Raw genomic sequence first — 25,648 nt, 5'->3', positions numbered from 1 at the left:
ATCACGACACCTGCATGAGTTCGTAATAGGCGCGCGGGCTGAGCAGCGCCGGATCGCCCACAAACGGAAAAGCCAATTTCAGCGCGACCAGCAGCACCGCGCCCACGATGATCGCGATCACCGCCCCCATGGCGTAGTGCATGCCCTGGCTGCCGCCGCCAAAAAACCATTGGAAGGCGATCACCGCGACCGACACGGTCAGCACCAGGAACCAGATCAAGCCCGACAAGGTGCGCGACATCACCGACAGCCGCGCGATCCGCGCGTCCGAAACATTCGCCACCCACTGCACCGCATTCTGCGCCACCGCCTGCTGCGATGCCGTGGCCGGATCGGCGTCGAGGAAGGCACGCGCCAGGCGCTGGAACGCGCGTTCGGAACCGAGCGCCACGGGCGCACCCGCCTGCATCGCCGGCCAGTCATCCGACACGACCGAGGCCGCATAGCCCCGGATGGCCGCCCGCATTTCCGTCCGCGTGTCCTGCTGCTGCGGAAGGTTGTAGGCGTCGACGGTCAGCGCGAGCATGTAGACCGCCCCGACCTCCTTCTGCAGGGTATCGCGCGCGGTCTGGTAGATCTCCCACGATCCAACCAGGGTCAGCGCCGCGACGACGGCATAGACCTCGACCACGAAGCTATACTTGACCGATCCGACGAAGGCGTTGGCCGTGAATTCCAGCGGCGTGAACAGCGCGAACATCAGATGGCCGAAGCCCAGCGCCAGCAGCACGGGCACGCCGATCGTCAGGATGGCGGCGACACTGTTGGGCAGTGCCGCGATACCATGGGCCGACAGCAGGTCGAAGGGCATGGGGCTCAGTCCAATGCGTCGTGGTGCTGCACCCAGACCCAGTTCCCTGTGACCAGCCCCGCGACACCGCCGATCACCGTCGCCAGGCCGCCACCGTGGATCATGGCCGACCCGAGCACGGCGCCGATGAACAGCCCCGCCCCCAAAGCCACCGCGTGCCCCGGCGAAAGGTTCGGCACCGACGGCAATTGCACCGTCACGGCCGATGACGCCGCCTGGCTGGTGGCGGGTTGGCTGGCCGCGACCTGGTTGCCGACCGGCTGCGTGGCCGCGGCCTGACGCGCCACCGGCGGCCGGGCCGTGGTCTGGGCTGTAGTCTGGGCCGTAGTCTGGGCCATGGCCGGCTGGACGATCATGGGCGTGGAGACGGCCAGCATCATCATAAGGCAGGGAATGCGTCGCATGGTTGGGTGTCCTTTCCTCAGGCTTCGATCGCGCGATACCAGCGCCTGGTCGGCACCAGCCGGCCTGCTCGGCGGGGCGTCAGGTCGGATTGCTCCATCAGGCGCTTGACCCGACGCTCCGCCTCAATCTGGGAAAGGCCCGCGCCGGCGCGGGCGCGGTAGAAGGCCGCGGCCTTGCGGAAATCCTCGCGCGTGACGCGGGAGCGGCTGTCGGCGAGCGTGCGTAGAAGCTGCGCGGCGGAGCGGGAGAGTTCGCGCTCCGTCGCCACCTCATCCTGTTCCGCGGCGACACGCACCGCCCCTGCCGCCTGGTCGAGCGTCAGGGCGTAGCGTGTGACCCCTTCCTCAAGCAGCCGCGTTTCCTGATCGCGGTCGAGGAAGCGCCGCCCCTGCATATGGAGCTTCACAAGTTCCTCGAACTGGCCGCGGGTCGGCGTTTCTCGAGCCATCATGGCAAAGGCTTTCCTTTCTGGAGGCCTGTCGGATGTGGGCGACCTGTCAGAGCGAGGCGGGGCGCACCCTGGGCGGGCTGAGGGGCGGCGTGATGCCAAACCCCTGCTGGCTTGGCGACATGGTCTGGATGCGGGCATTCAGCCGGTCGATCGCGCGCATGATCCGCGCGGATTCGATACCAAGCGGTGCATCGCTGGGGGCCAGCACGAATTTCACGCTGGGCAGGGGGAAGAAATCGACCTCCACCTTGTCGACCGAGAAACTGCCCAGCTCCGATGCGTCGAGCACGGCGCGGACGATCGTCCGCTGCACCACCGCCAGCGGCCCGCCATGCAGCCGCGCGTGGCGTTCCAACTGCCGCTCCACATAATCGCGATCAGCCTCGGTCAGTTCGCGGGCCTGGCCGAAGGTGAGGCCGAGGGTCGGGATGATGCCGACGGAGGACTCGATTTCCTTCAGCTTGAAACCGGCGATGTCCATCAGCCAGGCGAAGTCGTCGCGCATCTGCGCCTGGCGCTGGGCCGCCGCATTGTGGCTGCGCATGAAGCCAGACGAACCGAGCCCCATGCCGAACAGGCCGAGCATGTCGGTCCAGAGCTGTTGCACCCGCTCACCAAAGGTATCGGATGCCGCCAGATCCTGCAGCGGCGCCGTGACGACGGTTCTGCCGGAGGGCGCCGTCTGTGCGGTCCCGATGCCTGGCAGTGCGAGCATGGCCACCAGTGCCAGGGATGTGGCAGAGGCGATCTTGGGCTTGCGGGTCATGGTTGCGGCCTCCCTATGGCGCGATCAGCGGGACATCAGTGTCTGGGTTTCGGCGACGCGGCGTTGCGCAGCCCGTTCGGCGGGGCCAAGCGGCACCAGACCCGCGGATGTCAGGTAGCCGCCTGGGCCGGTGGTGCCTTCGCTCGCGGCCTCATTCAGGAATTCCTGGATCCCGCGCACCACGCCCACGCCCTGCTGGTTCCGCGCATGCTGACGCTTGGCGTAGAGGTAGACGGTGCGGGTCTGCTCGTAGTCGAAGTTCGCGATCGAGGCCGCCGTCGGCACGACCCCGTCGAGTGAAAGCGCCACGAAATTGCCGCCGCTGTTGGAAACCTGCTCATAGGTCAGCACGCCGATGGTGCCGGGCGGTGCGGTGAGCAACGCGGAGGGCGCGTTCACCATGCTGACCGACGTCGCCCGCCCATCGGTGCGCTGCGTGATGCATTTTGCGCGGCGGTAGGTCGCCTCGAACAACAGGCGGATCGGCCGGACGTTGCGGCAGCCGGCCTCCATCACCAGGTCGTCGAACAAGGCGCGGTTGCCGCTGGCGTCGTCCGGGACCATCATTCGGATCTCGGCACGCGGCAGCGTGGGGCTGATGTCGGACCAGGCGCGCACCCGGTTCGGCACGAACTCCTCCTCGACATGGCGTTCGGCCGCCAGCGCCTCCCACACCTGGCGGGAGGTCAGTGCCGGGGTCGCTTCGCCACGGCGTACCGCGAGCACCACGGCGCCAAGGCCGAGGTCCATCTCGATAATATCGCGCACACCGTTTGTGTTGCAGGTTTCGATCATCGCCCGTGGCATGCGGCGCAGGGCCACAAGCATGTCCGGCGTTTGCGGCCCGGTACCGGCGCAAAAGACTTCGACAGCGCGGGCGGTCGGAAGGCTGTGCAGGATCGGCGCGGCGGTTTCGCCATAGCGTTCGGCGAAGCCGCGCGTCAGCCCCTCCGCCAATGCGGCCGCAGAGATCGAGCTGACGACGACCAGCCGGTCGCGCAGCGTCATCGGCGCGGTCAGTTGCGCCTGGGCCGGCGTCGACATGATCGGCGCGATCATGGCGCCGAGGGCGGCAAGGGTCAGTGTGAGATGGCGCAACGGAGTCTCCTGTTTTGGGATGACATGACGTGTCCGGGGCAGCGGCGCCGCGCTAAGCGGGCCGCGCGACCGGGGACAAGGCGTGCAGCAAGGTTTCCTGAATGGCCTGTTCGACCGCCAGCCGCGCGCGCGCCTGGGCGAGCCAGCCGGCGATGAGGGGCTGCACCGAAGCGTCCAGGGTCGCGGCATCGGCCACGGCCGCGGCCAGGCTGCCGCGCCGCAACTGGTTGGCGATGCCGGCCAGCGTCGCGTCGGTCGGCGACGGCGCCGGCGGGCTGACCAGCCCGACATTCGCAAAGCCGCCGCGCACGGTCGAGCCTGCCCGCTCCAGCAACCCGCCGCCGGCCGGCACCCGGGCCGCGAGCACGGGCGTCAGGGTCATGAAGCGTTCGCGCAGATCGGCCTCGGTCGGGATGCCGCGCGCGGCGTGGCTGGCCAAGACCTCCCCCAGCGGGCGCGCCAAGGCGCCGGGCGGGGCGAGTGCCACGACCAGTTCATATTCGCGCAGCCAGGGGCGCGGCGAGGCGATGGCGGCCTGCAGGTGAAGAGCGGCCGCGAAGAAGCGGTCGGCCTGCGGGGCGCGCTGGATGTCGCTGCGCGTGGCAGCGGCGGCCTGGGCCTGATGGCGTGCTTCCAGCGCCAGGAGGCGGTCTTCCAGCGCCACCTCGATACTGGTGGGCCGGGACGGCATCGCGGCCGCGGCATCGGCGGTCTGATGCCGGCCGAGCAGCACGGTCGAGCCGATCGCCATCCCGATCAGGAGGCAGGCTCCGGGAAGGGCCATGCGCCGCCACAGCGGCACGGCAGGCCATTCGGTCACGGGCGGGTTGTCGGTCGGAACGGTCACAGGTCTTCACCGAGCGGTTTGATTGGCACGGGAGGCACTGTGGTCGGCCGCGACTAACAAAGAGTGTAAAGTTCGGCGTGACTCTTCAGGGAAACGACACTTGCCCGTCCTGCGGTGCGCGGAGGGTCGAGACAGGCCAAACGCGGGCGGGCCGCCGGATCAGATCGGGCGGCTCAGCCCGGCAAACGTTATGGGAACATGAACGGCCATCGAATCGGCACGATTCGAGACCTGGATGCGACGCCGACGGTTGCGTCGGTGGCCCAGACTCGGCCTGACCGCCGAGGCGCCACGAATCCCCGGCGGCAGCCGATCCGCTAAAGCGTGATCCGTGCGCGCTCGATGACCTCGCGCCAACGCACCACTTCGTCCCGCAACAGGGCCTGTGACTCCGCCGCCGGCAATGGCGTTGGAATGATCCCCTGTTGGCTCAGCCGCACCGACACCGCCGGGGTTTCGACCAGCGCCACGATCTCGGTGCTCAACCGCGTGCGGATCGCGGCGGGCAGTGCTGCCGGGGCCAGGATGCCGTAGACGGAGGCGACGTCGAACCCGACGACGCCGGCTTCCGTCGCGGTCGGCACATCCTGCAGGACGGGGCTACGTGCCGGCATGGCGATGGCGAGGACCTTCACCCCGCTGCCGTTCTGCATGACATTCGGCAAGGTCGCGAACATGACCTGGACCTGACCCGCGATCAGGTCGGTCATCGCCGGCGCACCGCCGCGATAGGGCACGTGCAGCATCTCGATCCCGGCACGCAGCGCGAAAAGCTCGGCCGCGAGATGTTCGGTCGAGCCATTCCCCGCCGAGGCATAGGACAGCCGGCCCGGGTTCGCCTTGGCATAGGCGACGAGTTCCGCGAGATTCGCCGCCGGCACCGAACCATGCACGGCCACGACGATCGGCACCGCGCCGATCGTGGCGACGGCGGAAAAATCCTTGTCCATATCGAGGTTGAGGTTGTTGTTCGGCAGGCCGGCCAGCATCGCGAAGCTGGTCACCGGCGTCATCATCAGCGTGTAGCCGTCCGGCGCCGAGCGGGCGACGAATTGGGCACCAATGGCGCCACCCGCGCCGGTGCGGTTTTCCACCACCACCGACTGGCCAATCCGCTCACCAAGGCCTTGCGCGACCAGCCGGCCGACGAAATCCACGGCACCGCCGGCAGCGAAGGGCACCACGATTCGCAGCGACTGGGTGGGCCATGCCTGCGCCCGGGCCGAAGCGAGCGGCAACAGCCCCGCCGCCATCGCGGTTCCAAGCAATCCCCGGCGACCGAAGGTGCCGATCGTCCGACTGTCCTGATGTGCCATCGTGATGTCTCCAAGGATGATGGGTGCTCAACCGCTCCTGCGGCGACCAAGCGCGAGGCCAGACGTCTCCAGGTCCCAACAGCCTGCCGTCGTGCGCGGCAGTTCGAGTTTGCGGATCCGCTGCGTGGGCGTGCGCGGAAAATCATCGACGAAGGCGACATAGCGCGGCAGTTGGAAGGCCGGCAGGCGCGGTTCGCACCAGAGCAGGAGGTCGGCGGCATCCAAGGTCGCGCCGGAGGCGATGCGGATGAAGATCTTGATCTCATCCTCGCCCAAGGCGCTCGGCACGCCGATCAGCGCCACTTCCTCGATCGCGGGATGATCAAGCAGCACGCGCTCCACCTCCCAGGCCGAGATATTGATGCCGCGCCGACGGATGGAATCCTTGGCGCGGCCGGCGAAATACAGAAAGCCATCGGCATCCGCGCGCGCCAGGTCGCCGCTGCGAAACCAGTCGCCGCGCATCGCGTCGGCCGTCGCAGCCTCGTTGCGGAAATAGCCGAGGAAGCCGAGGCCCGCGTGTTGCGCGCGGAAGCACAATTCGCCGGTCTCACCGGTCGCGCAGGGCTTGCCATCGGAATCCATGACGGCGGCGTCGTACCAGGACAGTGCCTGGCCAACCGAACCGACGCGGCCTTCAAGGTTGAGGGTGCAGAAGGTGATCAGCTCCGACAGCCCATAGCCTTCGCGGATCTGCACACCAAAACGTTCCTCGACCGGGCGCCAGATCTCGGCCGGGCAGCCGCCGCCCCAGGCGATGGCCACGCCATGGTCGCGGTCGTCGGGGCCTTCCGGCTGCTTCAGCACCATGGGCAGGACGCTGCCGAGGTAATGCACGCGGGCCGCACCCATCTGCTTCGCCTGGCTCCAGAAGCGGCTGGCGCTGAAACGGTCCACCATGCCGAGCGTGACCTTGCCGAGGACCGCGGCGATGCAGACGGCGACGCCGGCGCCGTGATGCAGCGCCTCCCAGAACAGGAAGGTCTCGCCAGGCTGCGCCTCGGTCAGGCGCAGGATGGCCATGGGTCCGGCGCGCAGCGTGCGGTCGGATTTCAGCACGCCCTTGGGCGCGCCGGTGGTGCCGGAACTGGGGGTGATGGCGATGATGTCGTCGGCTGTTGGCTGCACAGCCGGGGGCGATGCGTCGGGGTGTTCGGCCAGCAGGTCGAAACCCTGCCCGCCGGACGGCGGCGTGCCGCGCCAGAAGACACGGCGCAGCGCGCCCTTGGCCAGCACGGGTGCCAGCGTTTCGGCATAGGGCGCATCGGCGATCAGCGCGTCAGCCGCAAAGGCCTCGAACGGGTAGTCGAGGGCCGCGCCCTTGAGGCTGGTGTTGATCGGCACCCGGACCAGGCCGATTTTCGCCAATGCCAGGATGCAGATGATGTGATCGGGATGGCCCGGCAGCATCAGTGCCACACGATCGCCGGGCCGCAGCCCCTGGGCCAGCAGCCCATTCGCCACACGGTTCACCGCGCTGTTCAATTCACCGAACAGCCAGGCCCGGCCGCCAAAGGTGCAATAGACGCGGTCGGGATCGGTCAGCGCCTGCGCGTCCATGACCTGGCGCAGCGTGGTATCGCCGACGGGGGGCATCGTCACCATGTCGTGCAGTCCCTCATTGTCCCTGGAAACGCGGGCGGCGTTTTTCGGCGAAAGCCAGCGCCCCTTCGCGCAGATCGTCGCTGGCTTCGATCCGCGCGAGCAGCGCCTCGATCGCCGGCGCGTGGCGCGCGGGTTCGGCGGTCGCCAGGGCCGTGAAGATGCGCTTGGTGGCGGCGATGGTCAGCGGCGCGCTGTCCAGCATCGGTGCCAGCACATCCAGGGCCGCGGCGACGCTATCGCCCTCGGTCAGCGTGTCCAGCAGCCCGATCTCCGCGGCGGTGGCGCCATCGATGCGGTCGCCGGTGAACAGGATGCGGCGCGCCCAGCTCAGCCCCACCAGCGCCTGCAACCGGGCGCATTGCACCAGCGGATAGACGAAGCCGAGTTTCGCCGCGGGGATGCCGAGCGACGCGGCCGGCGTCCCGACACGGAAATCGCAGCACAGCGCCAGGCTGAGCGCCCCGCCGATGCAGAAGCCGGGAATGGCGGCGACGATGGGGAACGGCACTTCGGTGATCGCGTCGAAGGCCCCGGCGATGGCCGCCGCGTAGCTGGCAGTGGTCTCCGGCGTTTCGCGGGCAAGCGTGGCATCCAGGATGTCGTCGCCCGCGGAAAAATGCCCACCCGCGCCGGTCAGCACGGCGCCGCGCACGCCGTCCTTCGCGAGCGCACGGAACGTGGTGCCGAGCCCCGTCCAGACGACGCGGTCGCAGGCGTTGCGCTTGCTGGGGCGGTTGATGGTGACGATGGCAATGCGCGGATCAGGGCGCGTGACCAGCAGCACCTCAGCCGACATCGAAGGTGACCCCCTGCGCGAGCGGCAGGTCGCGGCCGTAGTTGATGGTGTTCGTGGCGCGCCGCATGTAGCCTTTCCACGCGTCGGAGCCGGATTCACGGCCGCCGCCGGTTTCCTTCTCACCACCGAAGGCACCGCCGATCTCGGCGCCGGACGGGCCGATGTTGACGTTGGCGATGCCGCAGTCGGAGGCCGCGAGGAAACCTTCCGCCTCCCGCAGGTCATTGGTGAAGATCGAGGAGGAGAGGCCCTGCGGCACGTCATTGTGCAGGACGATGGCCTGCGCGAGATCGTTGTAGGACAGCACATACAGGATCGGTGCGAAGGTCTCGTGCCGCACGATCGCGGTCTGCGCGGGCATCGCGACCAGTGCGGGGCGGCGATAGGTGCCGCCGGGGCCATCGATGGCCTCGCCCCCCCAGACCGTGCCGCCATCGGCGCGGGCGGTGTCGAGCGCCTGCTCCATCGCCGCGCCGGCGGCGGAATCGATCAAGGGGCCGATCAGCGTGCCCGCCGCGCGTGGATCGCCGATCGACACCGTGCCATAGGCGCGGCGCAGCCGTTCCAGCAGCGTGTCGCGCAGATCCTCCTGCACGATCAACCGGCGCAGGGTGGTGCAGCGCTGCCCGGCCGTGCCCATCGCGGCGAAGGCGACGGCGCGGACCACCAAGTCCAGGTCGGCCGAGGGCGTCACGATGGCGGCGTTGTTGCCGCCGAGTTCCAGGATGGATCGGCCGAACCGGGCCGCGACGCGGGGCGCCACGGCACGCCCCATGGCGGTGGATCCCGTCGCCGACAGCACGGCGACGAGCGGGCTGTCCACCAGCGCCTCGCCCAACTCCCGCCCGCCGATGAGCAGGGTGGAAAGCCCGGCCGGCACGCCGCCGTACCGGGCCGCGGCGCGTTCGAACAACGCCTGCACCGCCAGGGCGCAGAGCGGTGTCTTCTCCGACGGCTTCCACACCACGGCATTGCCGCAGACCAACGCCAGTGCCGCGTTCCAGGCCCAGACCGCGACCGGGAAGTTGAAGGCGGTGATGACGCCGACCACGCCGCAGGGATGCCAGGTTTCCATCATGCGGTGATGGCGGCGCTCGGTCGCGATGGTCAGCCCGTGCAACTGGCGCGACAGCCCGACGGCGAAGTCGCAGATGTCGATCATCTCCTGCACCTCGCCCAACCCCTCCGACAGGATTTTTCCGGCTTCCAGCGTGACCAGGCGGCCGAGGTCGGACTTGGCGGCGCGCAATTCCTCGCCGAGCAGGCGGATCAACTCGCCGCGCAGTGGCGCCGGGACGTCGCGCCACTCGCGGTACGCGGCATCCGCGCCGGCGATGGTGCCGCGCGCATCAGTGCTTTCCGGCACCATCGCCAGGATTTCGCCGCTGATCGGCGTGCGCGCGGCGAGGCTTCCGCCCGTGAGCGCGGCTGCGGGCACGCCCAGGCGCGCGAGCAGCGCCGCGGCATCATCGACCAGGGGGATCATCGGGCAGGTTCCTTGGCAAGGGAAAGTCGGTCCCAGCAGGCGGCATCCTTGGGCAAGCTGTGCTTGGTGATGCGCTGGCTGGGCGTGCGTTCGAAGGCATCGACAAAGGCGATGTAGCGGGGCCGCTGGTAGGTCGCGAGGCGCGTGGCCAGCCAGTCCCAAAGTCCCTCCGGGTCCAGCGTGGCGCCAGGGCGCGGCTGGACGAAGAGCTTGATATCGTGTTCGCCCACGTCGCTCGCGACGCCGATCATGGCGCAATCCTCGACGGCGGGATGGGCGGCGGCAACGTGCTCGACTTCCCAGGCCGAGACGTTCTCGCCCTTCACCCGCACGCTGTCGGTGATGCGGCCGTGGAAGATGAGGTTGCCATCGGCATCCCAAGCGCCGAGGTCGCCGGTATGCAGCCGCCCCTCGCGCAAGGTCATGGACGTCGCTTCGGGGTTGCGGAAGTAGCCGGGGGTCAGGGCGAGCGGATGCGGGCTGGAGACGATGATCTCGCCCCGCTCACCCGGCGGCGCCAGCACCGCGACATCGAACCAGGGCATCGCGCGCCCGACCGAGCCGATCACGCCGCGATCGTTGAAGGTGGTGAAGGAGGAAGCCTCCGTCATGCCGTAGCATTCGCGGATGCGCAGGCCAAAGCGCTGTTCGAACGCGGTCCAGATCTCCGGCGGGCAGCCACCGCCCCAGGCGATGCGGACGGCATGGGCGCGGTCCTGCGGCGACGCGGGTTGCTTCATCAGGATCTGCAGGATGCCGCCCAGGAAATGAATCTGCGTGGCGCCGCTAGCGATGACGTCCGGCCAGAAGCGGCTGGCGCTGAAGCGCGAGACCATGTGCAGCACGACGCGGCGCAGCAGCGGCAGCACCATCAGTTGCGATCCGCCGATGTGATACAGCGGTTCCCACATGAAGAAGACGTCGCCGTCCTGCGCATCGGAGACGAGACGGGCACCCTCCCCCGCCAGGCGCAGCATCCGGTGCGTGACCAGCACGCCCTTCGGCGGGCCCGTGGTGCCGGAGGTGTAGCTGATGGAGAAAAGATCGGCCGCCCAGGGCGGCGCTTCGGCCCAGGGCGCGCTGTGCGGCAGGTGGGTCACCTCAGCCTCGGTCCACAGCAATGCCGGCAGGGTGGCGCCGCAGTCCTGTGCCAGGGCCATCAGGTCGTCGTCGGCGATCAGGGCGACGGGTGCCGCGTGGTCCAGAATGTAGCGCAGGCCGGCGCCGCGCAATTGCACGTTCACCGGCACCCAGACGATGCCGGCCTTGGCCAGGGCGAGCAGCAACGACAGGGCGGTCGGGCTGTTGCGCAGCATCACCGCGACCCGGTCGCCCCGCGCGACCCCGGCGCTGCGCAAGCCGGAGGCCAGCGCGTCCGAGGCCTGGTGCAGCGCGCCGAAGGTCAGCACCGCGCCGTCGAAGCGGGCAAAAACCCGGTCCGGCTCGGCGCGCGCCATGTCGGCGAAGCGACCGATGAAGCCCTCTGGCTGCATCAGGTCAGGCGGGCTGCTTGCGCTGGGCGCGGGCGGCCAGGAAGGCTTCCATCATCCGCGCCGGTTCGCCGGTGGCATAGGCTTCCCGCTGGTTGCGGACGCCGGCGGCCAGGCAGTCGCGGAAGCCGGCCTCGGTCACCTCGCGGAAGCGGGCCTTGTTGAGCCGCATCGCGTTCGGCGGCTTGGCGGCCAGGTCGGCCGCCAGCGCCAGCGCCGCGGGCATCACCTGGTCCTGCGGGACCAGGCGGTTGATCAGCCCGATCGCATGCGCCTCGGCCGCGTCCATCATCCGCCCGGTCAGGGTCAGGTCGATGGTGCGGGCGATGCCGATCATCTCCCGCATGATCCAGGGGCCGGTGGTGCTGGCGATGCCGGAGTTGATCTCCGGCTGGCCCATGGTGACGCCGGGGTGGCCGATGCGGATGTCGCCCAGCAGCGCCACCTGGAAGGCCGAGCCCGCGGCCACGCCGTTCAGCGCGACCACGATCGGCTTGCTGAGCGAACGGATGCGGTCGTAGAGGCGCTCCCACTCGCCGATCCAGAGTTCGGCGCGGTCGGCGTCGAAGGTTTTTGTCTCGTTCAGGTCCTGGCCGGCACCGAAGGCGCGGTCGCCGGCGCCGGTCAGCACGATGCTGCCGATGCCCGCCTCGGCCTCGGCGTCATCCAGGCGGGCGCGCAACTGGTCGCGCATCGCCATGTGCCAGGCGTTCAGGACCTCAGGGCGGTTCAGCGTCAGGACCGCGACGGCCCCTTCCGTGGAACGCAGGACGAAATCGTTGCTCATGGCTGCTCCTGGCCGCCCAGGTTTGCGACGGCAATGTATTGCAATGCGATAACTAGTATTGCTATTATCATCACGCGAGTGCCACGCGCTTGTCAACGACGATTCACCGAGCCCGGAGTCACCCCGTGACCAAAGCCCCGCAACCCGATTCCGCGCCGGAGGACAGGCTCTATGTCCAGTCGGTGGAAAAGGCCTTCCGCGTGCTCGGCGCCTTCGGCGGCGGGCGGCGCAGCCTGGGGCTGACCGAGGTCGCGGCGCTGACCGGGCTCGACCGCAGCGCGGCGCAAAGGTTCCTGCATACGCTGGAGGGCCTCGGCTACCTGGCGAAGGATCCGGCGACGCGGCGATTCGAACTGACCGTGCGGAACCTGGACCTTGGCGCCGCCTACCTGCGCAACAGCCCGCTGGTGGACCGTGCGCTGCCATACCTGATGGAGCTGAACCGCAGCACGCAGGAGGCGGTCAACCTGACCATCCTCGACGGCACCGACATCGTTTATGTCGCGCGGCTGCTCAGCCGCGCCACGCTGCACGCGAACATCATCGTCGGCAGCCGGCTACCGGCCTATTGCACGGCCCCTGGCATCGCCGCGATGTCGCGCCTGCCGCGGGTGGAGGCGGAGCGTATCCTCGGGGCGTCAAGCATCAGGGCCCATACGCCCTACACCAAGACCGATATGGGCGAGATTCTCGGCAGTCTCGATCTGGCCTTGCGGCGCGGCTATGCGGTCACGGCGGAGGAACTGTTCATCAATGACATTTCCATCGCCGCCCCCGTGCTCAACACGCAAGGCGCGCCGGTCGCCGCGATCAACATCGCCGTGGACAAGCTGCGTTGCCCAATGGAGGAGGCAGAGGCGCGTTACGCGCCGCTGATCACCGGTGCCGCGGCGGCGATTTCGCAGATGCAGGGGCTGCGCGACTAGACCATTTTCCGTTCGCAGGGGCTCACGTCATCTGGTCTAGCCTGTTGTTTTGGCGCATTTTCCAAGTCGCCAGGTGAGGCCACCTGAGCTGAAAATACTCAAAGCGCCGCGACATCGAACCGCTTTTTCGGTGGCCAGAGCCAAGGCCTTCGGCCGTCTACAGTGCCAAAGCATCCGCGATCACCGGCGCCAGCCCACGGAATTCCGCGGCCCTGGCCCCCCGCCCCCGCCACGCCAGGCCGATGCTGCGGCCCTGCGGCGGGTCCAGCGGCCGCAGGGCGATCTCCGCCCCGGCGAGCACGCCGCCCTGCACGGCCAGGCGCGGCAGCAGGGTCAACCCCAGCCCGCCCGCCACCATCTGCACCAGCGTATGCAGGCTGGTCGCGGCAAAGCCATCGCCCGACGCCGCCCCCGGCAGGCCGCAGGCAGCCAGCGCCTGGGCGCGCAGGCAGTGACCGTCTTCCAGCAGCAGCAGCCGTTCCGATCCCAGCGCCGCGACCGGCAACGGGTCCTGTGCCGCCAGGCGATGGCCCTGCGGCAAGGCGGCCAGGAAGGGGTCGGTCGCCAGGGTCAGGGTCTCGATTCCCTCACCCGCCACCGGCAAGGCCAGCAGCAGCAGATCGAGTCGCCCGGCGGTCAGCTCGTCCATCAGCCGATCGGTCTGATCCTCACGCAACCACAGCCGCAGCCGGGGAAAGGCGGTTCGCAGCCGCGGCATCAGGCGCGGCAGCAGGAAGGGGCCGATGGTCGGGATCAGCCCCAGCCGCAGTGGCCCCGATAAAGGCTCGCGCGACGCATCTGCCAGTTCGGTCACCGCCCCCAATGCGGTCAGCGCCGTCCGCGCCCGGCCCAGGACCTCCAACCCCAGCGGCGTGAACACCGGCCGCTTGCCGCCGGCGCGGTCCAGCACCTGCGCGTCCAGCAGCCGTTCCAGCGCCATGATCCCGGCCGACAGGGTCGATTGCGTGACCGCGCAGGCCGATGCGGCGCGGCCGAAATGCCCGTGCTCGGCCAAGGCCGTCAGGTAGCGCAATTGTTGCGGGGTCGGCAGCGGGCTCATCGATCCAGTCGATTATCCTGTGTTAAACTATTCATTGGCATGAATTGCTGCACTGCGCCATATCCCTGCCCAGGCGCACCACGGCGCCCCATTCACGGAGAGACCGCATCATGCTGACCGTTGGCGACACCTTCCCCGCTTTCAACCTGAGCGCCGTCAAGGGCGGTCCCGATGGCCTGGGCGGCCCCGGCGTGTCCTTCACCGAGATCTCCAACGCCACCGACGAAGGCAAGTGGAAGATCTTCTTCTTCTGGCCGAAGGACTTCACCTTCATCTGCCCGACCGAAATCGCCGCCTTCGGCAAGCTGAACGGCGAGTTCTCCGACCGCGATGCGGTGGTCTACGGCGGCAGCACGGATGGTGAGTTCGTCCATCTCAACTGGCGCAAGTACAACGACGACATCCGCGACCTGCCGTTCCCGATGCTGGCCGACACCAAGCGCGAGTTGTGCGATGCCCTCGGCATCCTCGACAAGGACGCGGGCGTGGCGCTGCGCGCGACCTTCATCGTCGACCCGAACGGCACCATCCAGTGGGCCTCGGCCAACGGCTTGAACGTCGGCCGCAACCCGCAGGAAGTCGTGCGCGTGCTTGACGCGTTGCAGACCGACGAACTCTGCCCCTGCAACTGGACCAAGGGCACCGAGACCCTGGCCCCGCAGGCCCTGTTCGACAAAGCGGCGTAAGACACGCCCTCAGGCGCCGGGCGCGCGCTTTGCTCGCCACATAGGCGGCAGCGCCCATTCGGGCTTGCGGCACGCACGAAAGTGCGTGCCGTTTCCCCGCACCACCTTATAATCCCGAAAATTCAAGAGGAGCCCGGCCATGTCGCTGGAAGCCCTGCGCGCGCGCTTGCCCGAATATGCCAAGGACCTGAAGCTCAACCTCGGCAGCCTGGCCACGGAGCCCTTGCTGAACCAGCAGCAGCTTGCCGGCACCTTCATCGCCTCGGCCCTGGCCAGCCGCCATGCCGCGACCACCCAGGCGATCGTCGCCGAATTCGGCCCGAAACTCTCGGCCGAGGCGCTGACCGCCGCCAAGGCGGCCGCCGCGATCATGGGCATGAACAATGTCTATTACCGCTTCACGCATCTGGTCGGCGGCGATTACCCGAACATGCCCGCCAAGCTGCGGATGAACGTCATGGCCAAGCCGGGCGTCGAGAAGGCTGACTTCGAACTCTGGGCGCTCGCCGTCTCCGCCATCAACGGCTGCGGCATGTGCATGGAAAGCCACGAGAAGATCGTGCTGCACGGTGGGCTGTCCAAGGAACAGGTGCAGGCCGCCGTCCGCATCGCCGCGACCGTGCATGCGGTCGCCGCCGTGCTGGATGGTGAGGACGCGCTGGCGGGCTGAACCGCCCGACCGCGAAAAACCCTTCACGGCTTGGCAAGGCCGGTCACGCCATCCTGCGCCATGGCGTGGAGATGACATCGTGATCGTGTCTGACAGGACGATGTCGGACGCCCCCATGCCCGCGGCGCGCGGCGGAGGCGAGGCCGCGCTCTCCGCCCTCGGCGGGCGGGAGCGCTTCGTCGCCTTCGCCTTCGCCGCGGCCGAATGCCTGCTGGAAACCGACAGCCGGGGCGTGATCGGCTTTGCCGTCGGCGCCTTTCGCTCACGCTTCGGGCGCGAGGCCGACAGCCTGATCGGCCAGCCCATCGCCGCCCTGGCCGCCGCCGAGGACCGCGCCCTGCTTGAGGCCGCCATTTCCACCCTGGCCTCCCGCGGGCGCCTGGCCCCCTGCCTGATCCGGCTGGGTGGGCATGCGGTGCTGTCCGGCCTGGCGATGCCAGGGGTCGATGGCCAGTTGCGGCTGTGCCTGACCATCGGCCCCGCGCCGACCGGACTCTCCGCCGCCGCCCTGCCCGGCAACGACGCCCCGACCGGGGCCGGGTTCCTGCGCGCGGCCGAGGCGCGAATGCTGGAATCGCCAAGCAGGCTTGGTCTGCTGGAAATCACAGGCCCGGCCGCCGCGCGGATCGCCGCCGGCGACGCGGCGCTTGGTGGCGCGCTCGCCTCGGCCCTGGCCGAACACGCAAGTCCCGGGGCGCTCGCCGGCAGCATGGCCCCCGGGCGCTTTGGTGTGATGCAGACCGGCGAAGGGACCCTGGCCCTTGATGCCGCCGCCAGCGCCATGTCGCGCCTGCTGGCCGAACGCGGCGTCGCCGGCGGCATCACCACGCTGGAACTGCCGCTGGCGAGCGAGGGCATGAACGAGACGGAAGCCGCTCGCGCGCTGCGCCACGCGCTCAGCGCCTTTACCCGCGGGGGTGGCGCGGGGCTGGCGGCCGCCGGGATGTGCGGCGGGTTGCAGGCTTTCCTCGGCGTCGTGGCGCAACGTCGCGCCGGCTATCGCCGCGCCATCGCCGAACGCCGCTTCCGCATGGACTACCAGCCGATCTGCGGCCTGGCGGACCGCCAACCGCACCACTACGAAGCCCTGCTGCGGCCCGAGCCCGGGCTGCCGGGGGTCGAGGAATTCGTCTCCATCGTCGAGGGCGCCGGGCTGTCGGAGGAATTGGACCTGGCCGTCGCCGGCGTGGCGATCGAAGCCTGCAAGGCCGGTCCCTCCATCGCCTTCAACATCTCCGGCCATTCGGCCCAGAGCCCGCGCTTCCGCGCCAGCCTGCTCGACCTGGTGGATCTGGCACGGGTGCCGCCCGGTCGGCTGCTGATCGAATTGACCGAAAGTGCGGAGATCGAGGACGAACAACAGGCCGCGACCACCATCGCCGCCCTGCGGGAACGGGGCATCGCCGCTTGCATCGATGATTTCGGCGCGGGGGCCGCATCCTTCCGCTACCTGCGCGCCTTCCGCGTCGATTACGTGAAACTCGACGGTTCCTACGTGCAGGCGGCGGCGACGCAGGAGCGGGAGCGCAGTTTCATCGCCTCGATGATCGACCTGGCCCGCGCGGTCGGCGCCAAGACGGTGGCCGAACGGGTGGAGACGGAAGATGACGTGGCCCGCATGATCAAGCTGGGCGTGGACTACGGCCAGGGATGGCTGTTTGGCCGGCCAGGCCCGATGCCCAGTGGCCGCCGTCGCGGCAGCGCCACGGAGACCTGGTCGTAGCGGCCGGAGCGAGATCCACTGACGCGCCCCAAGGGATGACGCACCGCGGGAACGACGGCATAAGGGCCCAAAATCTCTGCCGGAGTGAACGCCCATGTTTTCCCGCCGACAAATGGCCGGAGCCGTGCTCGGCTCGGCCACCCTCGCCACCCCTGCCCTGGCCCAGGCCGGCTGGCCGCACGCCCGGCCGATCGAGATGATCGTGCCCTACCCGCCTGCCGGCGGCATCGACATCATGGGCCGCCTGGTCGCCAAGCATCTGCCGAACCACCTGCCCGGTGCGCGCTTCGTGGTGAACAACCGCGTCGGCGCCGGCGGGCAGATGGGTGGCGAGGCCATCTTCGCCGCCCGGCCCGATGGCTACACGCTCGGCGCGGTCGCCACCCTGTCCTTCGCGACGCGTCTGCTGGATCGGCCGGCGCGTTGGTCGACCGAACGCTTCACCTACATCGCCCAGGTCGTCGATGACGCGGGCGCTTTCTGGGTCAAGAAGGACTCGCCGCTGCAGAACCTGGCCGATCTCCAGGCCGCCTGCCGGCGTGGGGCGGAGTCCGTCTCGGTCGGCTGCGCCGCCGGCATCGGGTCGGACGACCATATCCTGCTGCTGGCCTTCGAGCAGAAGGCGGGGGTGCGCGCGCTCAACGCCCCCTATAACGGCACGGCCATCGTCATCCGCGACCTGCTGGGCGGGACCATCGACGTCGCCTCCTACAACAACAGCGAGGGCGTGGCGCTGCTGCGCCAGGGCACGACGCGCTGCCTTGGCTCGGCCTCCGCCGAGCGTTGGTCGGCGATGTCCGATGTGCCGACCTTCCGCGAACAGGGGTTTGACGTGATCGGCGGCTCGGCGCGCGGCTTTGTCGCCCCGCCGGATCTGCCGCCCGAGATCGCCCAGCCCCTGGTCGCCGCCTTCCGCACCATGCTGGCCGACCCGAGTTTCACCGAGGAAGCCACAAGGCTGACCTTGCCGCTGAGCATCCTCTACGCCGACGAGTATCGCCAATCGGTGCTGCGCGAGGCCGAACTCGTTCAGCAGCTCTATCGCGAGCGTCCCTGGAGCAACAACTGACCATGCGCCGTGTCCTGATCCCCGATGCCATCCATCCGGATGGCATCGCCCTGCTGCGCGACCATGGCGGCTTCGACGTGCTGACGCAGGAAGCCCTGGCCGATCCCGCCGCCCGCACCGCCGCTTTGGCCGGGGCCGAGGCGATGATCGTGCGCGGCATGCCGGTGAACCAGGCGCTGCTCGACAACGCACCGCTGCTGCGCTTCGTCTGTCGCCATGGCGTTGGCTACGACACGGTGGATGTGCCGGCGCTGCTGGCCCATGGCGGCACGCTGGCGATCACGCCGGAGGCCAATGCGCTGTCGGTCGCCGAACATGCGCTGATGCTGATGCTCACCCTCGCCCGCCGGCTGGTGGACTACAATGCCGGGCTGCGCCGCGGCGAATGGCGGGTGCAGTCGGACTCGCCGACCTTCGACCTCGCGGGCCGCACCGTGCTGCTGATCGGCTTCGGCCGCATCGGCACGCGCGTCGCGAAACTCTGCGCCGCTTTTGGCTTGCGCGTGCTGGTGCATGACCCCGCCATCCCGGCCAATACCATCCGGGGCCTGGGCTTCGTCCCCGCGCCGGATCGTGCGGCGGCAATGGCGGAGGCCGATATCGTCAGCCTGCACCTGCCGTCCAACAAGCACACGCGCGGGTTGGTGGATGCGGGTTTCCTGGCGGCGATGAAGCCGGGATCCGTGCTGATCAACACCGCGCGGGGGACGCTGGTGGATGAGGCGGCGCTGGAAGCGGCGCTGCGTTCCGGCCACATCGCCGCGGCGGGCATCGACGTGATCCATACGGAACCGATGACGACACCGATCCCCCTGCTCTCCCTGCCGAATGTCGTGGCGACGCCGCATGTCGCCGCCAGCACGGCGCAGAGCCTGCGGCGCATGTCGCTTTCGGCCGCGACGAATGTGATCGACTACTTCAACGGCTGCCTGGACCCGGATTCCGTGATCCTGGAATAACTATCCCGCGTAGCCCGCCTGGCGCGGCAGCCAGAGGGCGATGCCCGGAAAGGCGATCAGCAGCCCGGTGCCGATCGCCAGCATGATCATGTAGGGCATGATCGACCGGTTCACCTCCGAAAGCGGTGCACCGGTGATCGCCTTGATGACCACCAGGTTCATCGCGACCGGCGGCGAGATCAGCGCCATCTCCAGCGACAAGGTCAGCAGCACGCCGTACCAGACCTTGTCGATGCCAAGCACCTCCATGGCCGGAAGGATCGCCGGCATGGTCAGCAGGATGATGCTGAAGGATTCCAGCACCAGCCCCAGGATGAACAGCAGCACCATCATGGCGATGAGGAAGCCGGTGCGGTCGAGGCCGAGGGCCGCGATCTCCCCCGTCAGTTTTTGCGGCACGCCCAGTTTGGTCAGCATGTAGCCGTAGATCGCCGCCCCCGCGATGATCAGCAGCAGCATGGATGAGGTCCGCGTCGCCTCCTGCACCCCCGCGATCAGGTCGCGCCAGGTCAGGGTGCGATAGATCACGGCGGCGATGAACAGGGCGTAGAGCGTGCCGGTGCCGGCGGCCTCGGTCGCCGTGAAGACGCCCATGTAGATGCCGCCCAGCACGAAGACCGGCAGCGACATCGACCAGCCGGCGCGGGCCATGACGGGGCCGATCGCCTCGGGCGGCGGATCGCCCTCGGGCACCACGGCGCGGCTTTCGGTGATCATCACATAGGCCGCGAACATCGCCGCCATCATCAGCCCCGGCACCAACCCGGCCAGGAACAGCGCGCCGACACTGGTTTCCGTGACATAGGCGTAGAGCACCATCGGCGCCGATGGCGGGATCAGGATGCCGAGCGTCCCGCCCCCGGCGACCACGCCGAAGGCGCCCTTGCGCGACATGCCGTAGCGCAGCATCTGCGGGATCGCGATCTTGCCGACCGTCAGCGCCGTCGCGACCGAGGACCCGCTGATCGCCGCGAAGATCGTGCAGGCAAGGACCGTGGCGATGCCGACGCCACCCCGCACGCGGCGGAACAGCGCGAAGGCCGCGCCATACAGGTCATCCACCACCCGCCCGCGCACCATCACATGCGCCATCAGCATGAACAGCGGGATCGCCACCAGCAGATAGCCATCGAGCTTGCCGATGACCATTTCGCCAAGCGCCGGCACGCCACCCTCGACGGCCAGCAGCACGCCGAGCGGCAACAGGAACAGGGCCGCGAACATCGGCAGGCCGAGGTAGAGCAGGCCGATCAGCGCGACCATCAAACCCAGGAAAAGCACCCGACTACTCCCGGCTGGTCAGCGAATCATGGGTGAAATCCGGCTCGTCATCCGGCTGGAAATCGGGTGTGCCGCCGGTCACGAGGACAATCGCCTGCACCACCGCCACCAGGAAGAGCACGGCGGCCCCGACCGGCAGGATCACCTGGATCCACCATTCCGGCACGCCCTCGATATCGGTCATCAGCCCGACCATGCGGGAGAATTCCACCGCCTCCAGCCCCGCGAAGAACAGGATGGCGGCCACCACGGCGACCGAGACCGCGCCCGCGATCCGGGCGGCGCGTGCCCAGGCCGGGCCGATGCGACCCACGGCGATATCGACGCCGATGTGTTCGAAGCGCCGCTGCGCCTCCGGCGCCGCCAGCAGCACCAGGGCCACGACCAGCCAGCCCGCGACCTTGTCGATCCAGCCCTGCGGCTGGCCGAAGACATAGCGCGCGACGACCGACCAGCCGATCAACAGCAGGCAGGTCACGGTCGCGACGCTGCCGATGGCGCCCGCCAGCCGCGACAGCGCCGCGACGGCGGATGCCAGCGGCTTCACAACGCGCGCAGCAGTTCGAGGATGCGCGGCCCGCCATCCGGCGCCTGGCGCAGGAAGTTCGCCAGCACGGGCGGCTGCATCACATCGCGCCAGGCGGCGGCCTCGGCGTCGGTCTGTTCATGCACGGTCATGCCCTTGGCCCGAAGTTCCACCAGGGCCGCGGCGGCCGTGGCCTCGGTCACGCCGATGGCATCGGTCTCGGACTTGCCCATGGCGGCCTCGATCGCGCTGCGCTGTTCGGTGCGCAACCCGTCCCACCAGCGCGGATTGACGTAGACCTGGGTGAAGACCGCGAAGAAGGGGGCGACGGTGCCGAAACGCTGCACCTCGTAAAAGCGGCGCGACACGGCGGCGGACACGTCGGTCAGCCCGGCGTCCAGCACGCCCGATTGCAGGGCGGCGGTGACTTCCGGGGCTGGGGTCGCGGCCGGGGCGGCGCCGGCGGCGGACAGCCCGCTGTCGATCAGGGCGTTCAGGCCGCGGATCTTCAAGCCACGGAAATCGGCCAGTTCGAGGATCGGGCGCCTCTGGCTGGTGAAGATGCTGGACCGCGTGGTGAACAGCCAGCCCAGGCTGCGCACCGCGCGCCGCGATGTCGCGGCATCGAGGAAGCGCCGCGCATCGCTGCCGGCGAATTTCTGGATACGGTCCAGGCTGGTGAACAGATAGGGGATGGTCGGTGCCGACATCTCCGGGATCGTATTGCCCCAGGTGAAGTTGGTGGCGACCGCGGCCTCGAAGGCGCCACGGGCGACGCCGGGGAAATTCTCGCTGACCCGGGCCAATTGTTCGGCCGGAAAGATTTGGACCACCACACTGCCGTTGCTGCGGATCCCGACGTCGGCGGCAAAGGCCTCCAACAGGCGGGAGATGTGATGCGACGGGGGATATTGGTGCGACAGGCGCATGGTCGCGACGCCCGGCGCGGGCGCTTGGGCATGGGCCTGCCCGGCCGCGAAGGCGGCTGGCGGGATGGCGAGGAGCAGGCTGCGACGGCGCATGATGGGGCCTCCGTTGGGGCAATATGATCGGACGTTCCTGACAGCAATCCATGCGGCGCAGCCCCGGCCCGGTCAACCGGCCAGCCGTCCAGGTTGACGCCGGGGGCGACGGCGACGCAGTTTCCGCCGGCATTGAGAGAGGTTTGGCTGTGACGATCGGAATGCAGGCGTGAGCATGGGCCCGCTGTCACGGATGCTCGGACGGGCGGAGCCGCTGACGCCGCTGATCCCGTCGGCCGCCGATTCGGCCCCCGAGACCCCCTTGATGCCTCTGCTTTCGATGGAAATGCTGCGCAACCCGCCGCACCGGACCTGGCTGGAGGCGGCGATCCGGGCGCGCTGCAGCGCGATCCCGCTGGGCGACGACCTGCTGCTGTGCCGCATCCTTGGCCGCTTCAAGTTCCATGTCGATGCGAAGGATGAGGGCCTGGCGCCCCACCTGCTGCTGGACGGCTATTGGGAATACTGGGTTACCGAATACATCTGCCGTAACACCGAACCAGGCATGGTGGCGGCGGATGTCGGCGCCAATGCCGGCTATTTCACCGTGCTGATGGGTGACCTCGTAGGCGCCAATGGCCGCGTGCACTCGGTCGAACCCGGTGCGCGTTCGGTGCGGTTGCTGGAGCGCAACGTCGCGGTCAACGGTTTTGGCGGCCATACGACGATCCACCCCCTGGCGGTGGGGGCGGAGGCCGGGATCGCCATCCTGCGCAGCACTCTGGCCGAGCCGAAGAACGCCTATACCGTGCCGCCCGGCTACCCGGCCCCGCGCGGGGTGATCGAGGAGCAGGTGAAGACGGCCCCCCTGGACGACCTGATGGACGTGGTCGACATCATGAAGATCGATGTTGAGGGTGCCGAGGAACAGGTCTGGGCGGGGATGCAGCGCCTGCTCGGCCGGTCGCCGCGCGCGCGCATCCTGTTCGAATTTAACGCCGGCCGCTGCCATGACCCGGCAGCCCTGCTGCGCGACATGGCCGGGCGCTTCACGCTGCGGTTCCTGGACTTTGATTCGCTGACCAAGCCGGCCGACGTCGCGGTGCTGCTGGGCAATCGCGAGGACACGATGCTGGTGCTGGAGGCGGGGGCCTAGGCTTCCAACGCCAACAACGCGAAGGTCGCGAGCCAGTGTTCGCCCATGTAGTCGTCGATCAGATGCGACAGGCTGGCATCCAGATGCGCGTCGGCGGCCTGCATCATCACCGCCCCCCGCGGATCCACGGGCGGAAGCGCCGAGGCCAGCGCCCGGAAGCACCAGGCGCGGCTGAGGTTCAGCCCATCCAGGTGGGCGATCTTGCCATCGCTGCGGTCGGTCGCCGCGGCGGGCCGGAACAGCGTGGCGGGTTCGCGCGCCGCGAGGCGCGGCAGGAAGTCGTCAAACCAGGGCAGGAAGCGTTCCGGCGGCAGCAGGCGGCGCATGCACTCGGCCTCGATCAGGGCCGAGGATTGGAAATCATCCCCGCCCGGCTCGCCCCAGGCCGGGCAATCCCTGTCTTTGCCGTACCAGGCCTCGGCCGTGTTGAGCAGAAGCGCGGACAGCGCGGCGTCGCCCGTGCCTTCCGCGTAGTCGGCTGCCATGCGCAGGCCGAAGGCGGTGTTGAAATGGGTGCCGACGCGGACCGGATAGGGCGCGATAGGCAGGAAGTCGCGGAAGCGCTGGGCGAACGTCTCGGCCAAGGGGGCGATGGTCCGGGACCATCGGGGTTCCGGCAGGTGCGACAGTTCATCGGCGAGTTTCAACAGCCAGGCCCAGCCATAGGGCCGCTTGAAACCGCGCGCCGAGGGCCTGGCCAGATAGGCGCATTCACCGGCGATCTTGTCGGGCACCAATTGCCGATCGAACAAGTCCCGGATCGCCGGGGCCTGCGGCCCATCCGGAAAGCGCCGCAGCACGCGCGCCAGCAGCCAGTAGCCATGGACACAGGAATGCCAATCGAAACTGCCGTGGAAGACGGGGTGCAGGGCCGAAGGTGTTGCCGCATCCTGCGGCCCCTCCAGCACGTGTTCCGGCTTGTTCGGGTACTCGCGGGTGACGTGGCCCAAGGTGATGACGGCGAAACGCGCGCCGACTTCGGCCGTCAGGACATACCGCATTGGTCGTCTCCAGCGCATGGGCCCATGAACTAGACCCCGAGGAACACCCGCAGTTCCGCAGCGAAGCCAGCGGGGTTTTCGAGGTTCGGCAAATGCCCCGCCGCCGGCACCTCGACATACCGCGACCCCGGCGTCGCCGCCTGCATCGCCTTCAGCGCCGGGATCAGCCCGACATCGGCGGCACCCGCCAGGAAGGTCACCGGCAGCGCCAACCCGGGGAAATCGGCGCGATGGTCGAAATCGGCGAGTGCCCGGCCGCAGCCGCAATACCCCTCGACCGAGGTCGCCCGCATCATTGCCCGCGCGTGGTCCAGCACCGGGGGCGCGGCGGCCAGGGTGGGCGGTGTGAACCAGCGGTCGATGGTGGGTTCGACCAGCGGTTCCAGCCCCCCGGCCTCCGCCTGCGCGACGCGGGCGAGCCAGGCGTCGCGGCCACCGGGGGCCGTGCCCCACTGCCCGTCGCTGGCCAGCACGCGGGAGGCGACGCCGGGGCGGGTCGCGGCATGGCGCAGAACCGTGGCCGCCCCGATGGACAGGCCGACCAACGCCGGCTTTTGCGCGCCAAACGCCGTGATCACCGCATCCAGGTCGCCCGTCAGCAGGGTGAAATCATAGGCGCCGAAGGATGCCGTGCTCGCCCCATGGCCGCGATGATCGTAGCGCAGGACACGGTGGGTCTCGGCGAGCCAGGCCACCTGCGAATCCCACAGCCGATGGTCGGTGAACAGCGAATTGGAGAAGACCACCCAAGGCGCACCCTCCGGCCCCTCGGCGCGAGCAAAAATCCTTGCGCCGGCGTGGTCGATACGGCGTTCGTCGATCACAGCAATTCCTCCGCGACCGAGTCCGGCGCGCCGATGTGGAAGGTGTTCAGGGTCATCGAGACAAAGGCGTAGTAACCCAGCACGCTGACCAGTTCGACCACGCCCCTTTCGCCGAGGTCCTGCACCCCGCGGGCATAGAGTTCGTCCGGCACGCCGCGCGTATCGAGCAGGCTGCGGCTGATGTCGTAGACCGCCCGCTGCGCCGGGGTCGCCAAGGGGGGCATGCGATGCGCCGCGATATCGGCGATCACGTCGGGGGGGACGCCGGCCTTCAGCGCCTCCTTCTTATGGGCGATCCATTCGTAATGGCTGGTCCAGTGCCGCGCCGTCAGCAGGATGGCCAGTTCCGACAGCGCCGGCCCCAGGGTCGTCTCGTAGCGGACGTATTCGCCCAGCGCCTGCGCACGGCGCGCCAGTTCCGGGCTGGCCAGCCAGGCGATCATCGGCCCCGGGACGCGGCCCCGCTTGCCGGCGGTGACTTCGGCGACGGCCAGGCGCTGGGCATCGCTGAGGGCGGCCTCCGGCGGCAGTGCAATGCGGGCGCGATGGGACACGGGCGGGATCCTCGGGACGTTCGGATCCCGAGGCTAACCCGGCTTTGCCCGCCCCTACAGCCCCGCCGCCCGAAGATGTGGCGCAAGCCGGCCGGTCAGCATCAGCGCGACCAGCCGCAGATCCGACCCCAGTGACCAGAACGGATAGGTGAAGGTCGCCGGGCGGTTGTGTTCCACCAGCATATGCGACCCCCAGGCCCCGGCATAACCCGCGACCACCCCCGCCGGCAGCAGCCACCAGGGGCCGAACAGCAGCCCCCACAGCACCAGCGCCACACCGATCACCGTGCCCACGGCATGGATCAGCCGCGTCGTCGGATTGGCATGTTCGCGCAGGTAATGCGGCCAGAATTCGGCATAGGTTCGGATACGTTCGCCCATGACGCGCATTTA

27 protein-coding genes are annotated in these 25,648 nt (G+C 69.0%); 7 read left to right on the top strand and 20 right to left on the bottom strand.

Annotation, left to right across the window (positions count from 1 at the left end; genetic code table 11):
* Nucleotide 1: 1 nt before the first annotated feature.
* From ACQW02_RS10475 to ACQW02_RS10420, 12 genes are all read right to left on the bottom strand, one after another.
* The gene (locus ACQW02_RS10475) at nucleotides 2-811 is read right to left on the bottom strand and encodes a DUF4239 domain-containing protein (RefSeq protein WP_431285186.1); all 810 of its coding nucleotides are present in this window, start codon (nucleotides 809-811) and stop codon (nucleotides 2-4) included.
* A 5-nt stretch (nucleotides 812-816) separates the two neighbouring features.
* Complete coding sequence (locus ACQW02_RS10470) at nucleotides 817-1,215, bottom strand: hypothetical protein (RefSeq protein ID WP_431285185.1); 399 nt, start codon at nucleotides 1,213-1,215, stop codon at nucleotides 817-819.
* Between the two features lie 17 nt (nucleotides 1,216-1,232).
* On the bottom strand, nucleotides 1,233-1,667 hold the full coding sequence (locus ACQW02_RS10465; protein WP_431285184.1) for a hypothetical protein: 435 nt from the start codon (nucleotides 1,665-1,667) through the stop codon (nucleotides 1,233-1,235).
* Between the two features lie 46 nt (nucleotides 1,668-1,713).
* Entirely contained in the window at nucleotides 1,714-2,433 is a 720-nt protein-coding gene (locus tag ACQW02_RS10460; protein ID WP_431285183.1) for a hypothetical protein, read from the bottom strand.
* Nucleotides 2,434-2,457: 24 nt separating this feature from the next.
* On the bottom strand, nucleotides 2,458-3,531 hold the full coding sequence (locus ACQW02_RS10455) for a PstS family phosphate ABC transporter substrate-binding protein (RefSeq protein ID WP_431285182.1): 1,074 nt from the start codon (nucleotides 3,529-3,531) through the stop codon (nucleotides 2,458-2,460).
* A 52-nt stretch (nucleotides 3,532-3,583) separates the two neighbouring features.
* The gene (locus ACQW02_RS10450) at nucleotides 3,584-4,378 is read right to left on the bottom strand and encodes a mitofilin family membrane protein (RefSeq protein WP_431285181.1); all 795 of its coding nucleotides are present in this window, start codon (nucleotides 4,376-4,378) and stop codon (nucleotides 3,584-3,586) included.
* A 317-nt stretch (nucleotides 4,379-4,695) separates the two neighbouring features.
* Entirely contained in the window at nucleotides 4,696-5,694 is a 999-nt protein-coding gene (locus tag ACQW02_RS10445) for a Bug family tripartite tricarboxylate transporter substrate binding protein (RefSeq protein WP_431285180.1), read from the bottom strand.
* Between the two features lie 27 nt (nucleotides 5,695-5,721).
* Nucleotides 5,722-7,299, bottom strand: a complete 1,578-nt coding sequence (locus ACQW02_RS10440) for an AMP-binding protein (RefSeq protein WP_431285179.1) — start codon at nucleotides 7,297-7,299, stop codon at nucleotides 5,722-5,724.
* 13 nt (nucleotides 7,300-7,312) lie between these two features.
* On the bottom strand, nucleotides 7,313-8,095 hold the full coding sequence (locus ACQW02_RS10435; RefSeq protein WP_431285178.1) for an enoyl-CoA hydratase/isomerase family protein: 783 nt from the start codon (nucleotides 8,093-8,095) through the stop codon (nucleotides 7,313-7,315).
* A complete protein-coding gene (gene amaB / locus ACQW02_RS10430; RefSeq protein ID WP_431285177.1) occupies nucleotides 8,085-9,581 on the bottom strand; it encodes an L-piperidine-6-carboxylate dehydrogenase in 1,497 nt (498 codons plus the stop codon). Before amaB ends, ACQW02_RS10435 begins: the two co-directional genes overlap by 11 nt.
* Nucleotides 9,578-11,074 carry an AMP-binding protein gene (locus tag ACQW02_RS10425; protein WP_431285176.1) on the bottom strand — a complete coding sequence of 499 codons (1,497 nt, stop codon included), beginning with the start codon at nucleotides 11,072-11,074 and terminating at the stop codon, nucleotides 9,578-9,580. Before ACQW02_RS10425 ends, amaB begins: the two co-directional genes overlap by 4 nt.
* 4 nt (nucleotides 11,075-11,078) lie before the next feature.
* Nucleotides 11,079-11,858 (bottom strand): enoyl-CoA hydratase/isomerase family protein, encoded by a 780-nt coding sequence (locus ACQW02_RS10420; RefSeq protein WP_431285175.1) that lies wholly within the window; start codon nucleotides 11,856-11,858, stop codon nucleotides 11,079-11,081.
* A 125-nt stretch (nucleotides 11,859-11,983) separates the two neighbouring features.
* On the opposite strand from ACQW02_RS10420, the gene ACQW02_RS10415 reads away from it, so the two are divergent.
* Nucleotides 11,984-12,784: an IclR family transcriptional regulator gene (locus ACQW02_RS10415; RefSeq protein WP_431285174.1), complete on the top strand. Its 801-nt coding sequence runs from the start codon at nucleotides 11,984-11,986 to the stop codon at nucleotides 12,782-12,784.
* A gap of 157 nt (nucleotides 12,785-12,941) precedes the next feature.
* On the opposite strand, the gene ACQW02_RS10410 is transcribed toward ACQW02_RS10415, so the two are convergent.
* A complete protein-coding gene (locus ACQW02_RS10410) occupies nucleotides 12,942-13,844 on the bottom strand; it encodes a hydrogen peroxide-inducible genes activator (protein ID WP_431285173.1) in 903 nt (300 codons plus the stop codon).
* Between the two features lie 110 nt (nucleotides 13,845-13,954).
* On the opposite strand from ACQW02_RS10410, the gene ACQW02_RS10405 reads away from it, so the two are divergent.
* The 5 genes from ACQW02_RS10405 to ACQW02_RS10385 all read left to right on the top strand — a co-directional run bounded on the left by ACQW02_RS10405 (nucleotide 13,955) and on the right by ACQW02_RS10385 (nucleotide 18,951).
* Entirely contained in the window at nucleotides 13,955-14,530 is a 576-nt protein-coding gene (locus ACQW02_RS10405; protein WP_431285172.1) for a peroxiredoxin, read from the top strand.
* Between the two features lie 139 nt (nucleotides 14,531-14,669).
* Nucleotides 14,670-15,200: a carboxymuconolactone decarboxylase family protein gene (locus ACQW02_RS10400; RefSeq protein WP_431285171.1), complete on the top strand. Its 531-nt coding sequence runs from the start codon at nucleotides 14,670-14,672 to the stop codon at nucleotides 15,198-15,200.
* Between the two features lie 85 nt (nucleotides 15,201-15,285).
* Entirely contained in the window at nucleotides 15,286-16,923 is a 1,638-nt protein-coding gene (locus tag ACQW02_RS10395; RefSeq protein WP_431285170.1) for an EAL domain-containing protein, read from the top strand.
* Nucleotides 16,924-17,017: 94 nt separating this feature from the next.
* Entirely contained in the window at nucleotides 17,018-17,992 is a 975-nt protein-coding gene (locus tag ACQW02_RS10390; protein ID WP_431285169.1) for a Bug family tripartite tricarboxylate transporter substrate binding protein, read from the top strand.
* 2 nt (nucleotides 17,993-17,994) lie between these two features.
* Entirely contained in the window at nucleotides 17,995-18,951 is a 957-nt protein-coding gene (locus ACQW02_RS10385; protein ID WP_431285168.1) for a hydroxyacid dehydrogenase, read from the top strand.
* On the opposite strand, the gene ACQW02_RS10380 is transcribed toward ACQW02_RS10385, so the two are convergent.
* From ACQW02_RS10380 to dctP, 3 genes are read right to left on the bottom strand one after another with little or no spacing between them, the layout of a single operon-like run.
* Nucleotides 18,952-20,232 (bottom strand): TRAP transporter large permease, encoded by a 1,281-nt coding sequence (locus tag ACQW02_RS10380; protein ID WP_431285167.1) that lies wholly within the window; start codon nucleotides 20,230-20,232, stop codon nucleotides 18,952-18,954.
* Between the two features lie 4 nt (nucleotides 20,233-20,236).
* Nucleotides 20,237-20,779: a TRAP transporter small permease gene (locus ACQW02_RS10375; protein WP_431285166.1), complete on the bottom strand. Its 543-nt coding sequence runs from the start codon at nucleotides 20,777-20,779 to the stop codon at nucleotides 20,237-20,239.
* Nucleotides 20,776-21,780, bottom strand: coding sequence for a TRAP transporter substrate-binding protein DctP (dctP, locus tag ACQW02_RS10370; protein ID WP_431285165.1), 1,005 nt, complete (start codon nucleotides 21,778-21,780; stop codon nucleotides 20,776-20,778). The genes ACQW02_RS10375 and dctP overlap by 4 nt, the downstream gene beginning before the upstream one ends.
* Nucleotides 21,781-21,955: 175 nt before the next feature.
* Between dctP and ACQW02_RS10365 the strand changes: the two genes are divergently transcribed.
* Entirely contained in the window at nucleotides 21,956-22,876 is a 921-nt protein-coding gene (locus tag ACQW02_RS10365) for an FkbM family methyltransferase (RefSeq protein WP_431285889.1), read from the top strand.
* On the opposite strand, the gene ACQW02_RS10360 is transcribed toward ACQW02_RS10365, so the two are convergent.
* Genes ACQW02_RS10360 through ACQW02_RS10345 form a run of 4 tightly spaced genes read right to left on the bottom strand, consistent with a single transcriptional unit; the run spans nucleotide 22,873 to nucleotide 25,636 of the window.
* Entirely contained in the window at nucleotides 22,873-23,877 is a 1,005-nt protein-coding gene (locus ACQW02_RS10360) for a DUF2891 domain-containing protein (RefSeq protein WP_431285164.1), read from the bottom strand. The genes ACQW02_RS10365 and ACQW02_RS10360 overlap by 4 nt on opposite strands.
* Nucleotides 23,878-23,906: 29 nt before the next feature.
* A complete protein-coding gene (locus ACQW02_RS10355) occupies nucleotides 23,907-24,701 on the bottom strand; it encodes an alpha/beta fold hydrolase (protein ID WP_431285163.1) in 795 nt (264 codons plus the stop codon).
* Nucleotides 24,698-25,255 carry a carboxymuconolactone decarboxylase family protein gene (locus ACQW02_RS10350; RefSeq protein ID WP_431285162.1) on the bottom strand — a complete coding sequence of 186 codons (558 nt, stop codon included), beginning with the start codon at nucleotides 25,253-25,255 and terminating at the stop codon, nucleotides 24,698-24,700. Before ACQW02_RS10350 ends, ACQW02_RS10355 begins: the two co-directional genes overlap by 4 nt.
* A gap of 54 nt (nucleotides 25,256-25,309) precedes the next feature.
* Nucleotides 25,310-25,636: an Mpo1-like protein gene (locus tag ACQW02_RS10345; RefSeq protein WP_431285161.1), complete on the bottom strand. Its 327-nt coding sequence runs from the start codon at nucleotides 25,634-25,636 to the stop codon at nucleotides 25,310-25,312.
* Between the last annotated feature and the right edge of the window lie 12 nt (nucleotides 25,637-25,648).

The organism is Humitalea sp. 24SJ18S-53 (assembly GCF_050632385.1).
Taxonomy (GTDB): Bacteria; Pseudomonadota; Alphaproteobacteria; order Acetobacterales; family Acetobacteraceae; genus Humitalea.
This window is presented reverse-complemented; position numbering and strand designations above follow the sequence as displayed.

Bases quoted from the DNA above. Each gene is read 5' to 3' on its own strand.
- ACQW02_RS10475 (WP_431285186.1), bottom strand. From the start codon at position 811: ATGCCCTTCGACCTGCTGTCGGCCCATGGTATCGCGGCACTGCCCAAC.
- ACQW02_RS10470 (WP_431285185.1), bottom strand. From the start codon at position 1,215: ATGCGACGCATTCCCTGCCTTATGATGATGCTGGCCGTCTCCACGCCC.
- ACQW02_RS10465 (WP_431285184.1), bottom strand. From the start codon at position 1,667: ATGATGGCTCGAGAAACGCCGACCCGCGGCCAGTTCGAGGAACTTGTG.
- ACQW02_RS10460 (WP_431285183.1), bottom strand. From the start codon at position 2,433: ATGACCCGCAAGCCCAAGATCGCCTCTGCCACATCCCTGGCACTGGTG.
- ACQW02_RS10445 (WP_431285180.1), bottom strand. From the start codon at position 5,694: ATGGCACATCAGGACAGTCGGACGATCGGCACCTTCGGTCGCCGGGGA.
- ACQW02_RS10440 (WP_431285179.1), bottom strand. From the start codon at position 7,299: ATGGTGACGATGCCCCCCGTCGGCGATACCACGCTGCGCCAGGTCATG.
- ACQW02_RS10435 (WP_431285178.1), bottom strand. From the start codon at position 8,095: ATGTCGGCTGAGGTGCTGCTGGTCACGCGCCCTGATCCGCGCATTGCC.
- amaB (WP_431285177.1), bottom strand. From the start codon at position 9,581: ATGATCCCCCTGGTCGATGATGCCGCGGCGCTGCTCGCGCGCCTGGGC.
- ACQW02_RS10425 (WP_431285176.1), bottom strand. From the start codon at position 11,074: ATGCAGCCAGAGGGCTTCATCGGTCGCTTCGCCGACATGGCGCGCGCC.
- ACQW02_RS10420 (WP_431285175.1), bottom strand. From the start codon at position 11,858: ATGAGCAACGATTTCGTCCTGCGTTCCACGGAAGGGGCCGTCGCGGTC.
- ACQW02_RS10410 (WP_431285173.1), bottom strand. From the start codon at position 13,844: ATGAGCCCGCTGCCGACCCCGCAACAATTGCGCTACCTGACGGCCTTG.
- ACQW02_RS10405 (WP_431285172.1), top strand. From the start codon at position 13,955: ATGCTGACCGTTGGCGACACCTTCCCCGCTTTCAACCTGAGCGCCGTC.
- ACQW02_RS10400 (WP_431285171.1), top strand. From the start codon at position 14,670: ATGTCGCTGGAAGCCCTGCGCGCGCGCTTGCCCGAATATGCCAAGGAC.
- ACQW02_RS10390 (WP_431285169.1), top strand. From the start codon at position 17,018: ATGTTTTCCCGCCGACAAATGGCCGGAGCCGTGCTCGGCTCGGCCACC.
- ACQW02_RS10385 (WP_431285168.1), top strand. From the start codon at position 17,995: ATGCGCCGTGTCCTGATCCCCGATGCCATCCATCCGGATGGCATCGCC.
- dctP (WP_431285165.1), bottom strand. From the start codon at position 21,780: ATGCGCCGTCGCAGCCTGCTCCTCGCCATCCCGCCAGCCGCCTTCGCG.
- ACQW02_RS10365 (WP_431285889.1), top strand. From the start codon at position 21,956: ATGGGCCCGCTGTCACGGATGCTCGGACGGGCGGAGCCGCTGACGCCG.
- ACQW02_RS10360 (WP_431285164.1), bottom strand. From the start codon at position 23,877: ATGCGGTATGTCCTGACGGCCGAAGTCGGCGCGCGTTTCGCCGTCATC.
- ACQW02_RS10345 (WP_431285161.1), bottom strand. From the start codon at position 25,636: ATGGGCGAACGTATCCGAACCTATGCCGAATTCTGGCCGCATTACCTG.